Below are 3,872 nucleotides of genomic sequence, written 5' to 3' on the forward strand. Positions count from 1 at the left end.
ATGATCGTCAGCCGCGAACTGGATATCCGCACGGTCGACACGATCAGCGTCAAGTCCTATCACCATCAGGCCCAGGGTGAAGCCGAAGTGCTGAAATCGCCCGATGGCGATTTGATGGGGGATGGTGAAGGCGTTCTGATCATCGACGATCTGGTGGACAGTGGCAAAACGCTGGAGCTCGTGCGCAAGATGTATCCCAAGGCACATTTCGCAACCGTCTACGCCAAACCCAAAGGCCGCCCGATGGTGGATACCTTCATCACCGAGGTAAGCCAGGACACCTGGATCTTTTTCCCGTGGGACATGGCCCTGCAATATGTCGAGCCCTATCGCGGCACGGATTGAAACCGAGACGCGCCCAACCGGGCGCGTTTTTTTGGACCATCGGCGCATACCGAAACACTCCAGGACGGATTCACAATGACACAGACCCGAACCGCCGCTACATTCGCGCCGCCGGTCATGGAAGCGCGTCGCTGGATACAAGGGGTCGAATTTCCAGCGGACCGACCGCTGATCAATGTCAGCCAAGCAGCCCCGGTCGACCCTCCACCCGAACCATTGCGTCGCGCCATGGCCGAGTTTGCGATCAACGAGGATGGCGCCCACCTTTATGGTCCTGTTCTGGGCAATGACGATCTGCGCACGGAACTGGCCAGTCAGATCTCTGAACACTATTGCGGCTCTGTCAAAGCGACCCAAGTCGCGATCACCAGCGGCTGCAATCAGGCGTTCTCTGCCGCGATTTCCGGCATTACCGGTGAAGGCGACGAAGTGATTCTGCCTACGCCTTGGTATTTCAATCACAAGATGTGGCTTGATATGGCGGGCGTTCGCGCGGTGGACCTGCGTACCGGGGATGATTTGCTGCCCGATCCCGAACAGGCGCGGTTGCTGATCACGGACAAGACCCGGGCAATTTCGTTGGTGACACCCAACAATCCCGGCGGCGTCGAATACCCGGCGGAGTTGGTGCGCGCCTTTTACGATCTTGCCAGGGAATACGGCATTCGCTTGCTGGTGGACGAAACCTATCGCGATTTCGACAGCCGCAGCGGCGCACCGCACGACCTTTTCACCGACCCCGACTGGGACGAAACGCTGGTGCATCTCTATTCCTTCTCCAAGGCCTATCGTCTGACCGGCCATCGCGTCGGGGCTTTGGCCAGCAGCCCAGCCTTGTTGGCCGAGATCGAAAAATTCCTGGATACGGTTGCGATCTGCCCCGGCCAGATCGGTCAGTTTGCAGCCCATTGGGGGATGCAGAACCTGTCGCAGTGGCTGGCCGGTGAACGTGCTGAAATTCTTGACCGCCGTGCCGCGATTACCGAAGGGATGCCTGCGCTGGAGAATAAAGGCTGGAAATTGCTGGGCCTGGGTGCCTATTTCGCCTATCTTGAGCACCCCTTCGACATGCCGTCGGACGAACTGGCACGTGAACTGGTCAGGAAGGCAGGCGTTCTGCTGCTGCCCGGCACCATGTTCATGCCTGCCCACGACAGCGCGGGCCAAAGTCAGGTTCGCGTCGCGTTTGCCAATCTGGATCGGGCCGGGATCGGACAGTTGTTCCAGCGGTTACAGGCGGTCACCTTCTGATCTTGCCCCCCGCCAGTGCGCGTCGTATTCAGGGCCGCAACGAAAAGGGCAGAATAACGCCGCAAGACTAGGGGGCATCATGGCCGCGCGCATCAAGAGCTTGTCTAAAACCTTTGTCTGGATCCTGATGGGCCTGCTTATGCTGGGTCTTGCCGGGTTCGGCGCGGTCAACCTCAGCGGCACGATCCGCACCGTGGCTCAGGTCGGGGATGAATCCATCTCGGTCGATGCCTACGCCCGAGAACTGCAGCGAGAAATTCGCGCGGTCGAGGCGCAGACAGGCCAGCCCATGCAGATGTCGCAAGCACGCGAACTCGGCCTCGACCAGTTGGCACTGGCCCGTCTCGTTGCTCTTGCTTCACTCGACAACGAAGTGGCGCAAATGGGCGTGTCGGTTGGCGACGAGAACCTGCAAAAAGAGATCGTTCAGATCCCGGCTTTTCAGGGTATAGACGGATCTTTCGATCGCGAAGCCTATCGTTTTCAGCTTGAGCAGGTCGGGTTGAGCGAGGCGGAGTTCGAAGCAGACATTCGCAAGGAAACTTCGCGGACATTGGTGCAGGGCGCCGTCATGGCAGGGGTAACCATGCCGGACACAATGGTTGACACGCTGGTCGATTACATCGGCGCGCGCCGCAGCTTTACGATGGCCACCTTGGGCGCGGAAAACCTCGAAGCTCCGGTTCCTGCGCCGACCGATGCACAGGTTCAGGGTTATTACGACGAGAACCCTGACCAGTTCACCCTGCCACGCACCAAGCGGCTGACATATGCACTGCTGTCGCCCGAGATGCTGCTGGACACGATCGAAGTGGACGAGGATGCGGTGCGAAACCTGTACTCTCAGCGCGAAGCAGAATTCCGCCAGCCCGAGCGCCGCCTGGTCGAGCGGCTGGTTTTTGGCGACGAAGAAGCCGCCAAAAGCGCTATGGCCCAGATCGAAGTGGGCGGTGCGAGTTTCGAGCAAATGGTACAGGATCGAGGCTTGGAACTACGCGATATTGATCTGGGCGACGTGACAGCTGACGATCTTGGCGCTGCGGCCGATACCGTTTTTGCAGCCGAAGTCGGCAAAGTGGTCGGCCCCCTGCCCTCCGATCTCGGCCCGGCGCTGTTCCGGATCAACGGATCACTGGCCGAACAGATCGTGACCTTTGAACAGGCCGAGGCCGAGTTGCGCGATGAACTGGCCGCTGACCGCGCGCGTCGCCAGATAGAGGCGCAATCCGAGGACATCAATGACCTGCTGGCGGGCGGAGCAACGCTTGAGGAGCTGGCAGGTGAGACCGGGATGGAGCTTGGTCAGATTGACTGGACCGAAGAAAGCAGCGATGGCGTAGCGGCTTACAACGGGTTCCGCGATGCTGCCGAAGCCGTGCAGGAAGGTGATTTTCCCGAGATCGCCTTTCTCGAAGACGGCTCGATCTTTGCGCTGCGTCTGGACGAGGAGCTTGGCCCGAGACCCGAACCGCTGGACAACGCACGCGACAAGGTCATAGCTGCGTGGGTGCAGGCGGAAACCGCCAAGGTTCTTGGAGAGCAGGCGAACACGGTGCTGGCACAGCTAGCGACCGACGGAGATTTCGCCGCCATCGGCCTGCCGTTCCGGGTTGAAAACGGGTTGACCCGTTCCGCCTATCTGGACGGAACTCCGGTCGATTTCCTGAATCAGGTATTCGAGATGGAGCCGGGTGAACTGCGTGTGCTTTCGGGCACAGGCACCGCCCTGATCGTGAGGCTTGACGATGTCCTGCCACCAGCGGACACCGATGATCTGAAACAGATGCGCGCGGCGTTGGGCGAACAGCTCAATCAGGCGCTGGCGCAAAACGTCTTTGACATCTATGTGCGCGACGCTCAGACCCGCGCGCGTCCGACGCTGGATCAACGCGCCCTGAATGCCGTGCAATCCAATTTCTGACACGAGACTGACATGGCCCTGACCCCCGACTTCGAAACCTTTGCGCGCGCCTATGAGGCCGGCGAAAATCAGGTCGTCTATGCCAGGCTGGCCGCGGATCTGGACACGCCTGTGTCACTGATGCTCAAGCTGACTGGCGCGCAGAAAGACGCCTTCATGCTTGAATCCGTGACGGGTGGAGAGGTGCGCGGGCGTTATTCCATCATCGGGATGAAACCGGATCTGATCTGGCGCTGTCATGGTCAGCAATCCGCGCTGAACCGTTCGGCCCGCTTTGATGCGGATGCCTTTGATCCGCAGGACGGCAACCCGATGGACAACCTGCGCGCCCTGTTGGCCGAGAGTCGCATCGACC

3 protein-coding genes and 1 pseudogene are annotated in these 3,872 nt (G+C 60.0%); all 4 read left to right on the forward strand.

The features are described from left to right. Window positions 1–345: xanthine phosphoribosyltransferase (gpt, locus tag AC2FNB_RS20685; RefSeq protein WP_496748635.1), on the forward strand; the 345-nt coding region annotated here is incomplete at its 5' end. A 75-nt stretch (window positions 346–420) separates the two neighbouring features. Then, complete coding sequence (locus tag AC2FNB_RS20690; protein ID WP_496748636.1) at window positions 421–1,596, forward strand: aminotransferase; 1,176 nt, start codon at window positions 421–423, stop codon at window positions 1,594–1,596. Window positions 1,597–1,675: 79 nt separating this feature from the next. After that, on the forward strand, window positions 1,676–3,517 hold the full coding sequence (locus AC2FNB_RS20695) for a peptidylprolyl isomerase (RefSeq protein ID WP_496748637.1): 1,842 nt from the start codon (window positions 1,676–1,678) through the stop codon (window positions 3,515–3,517). A gap of 12 nt (window positions 3,518–3,529) precedes the next feature. Beyond that, window positions 3,530–3,872: pseudogene (locus AC2FNB_RS20700) on the forward strand (anthranilate synthase component I); the annotation flags it as partial.

This window comes from Ruegeria sp. BHSB058, assembly GCF_059613285.1.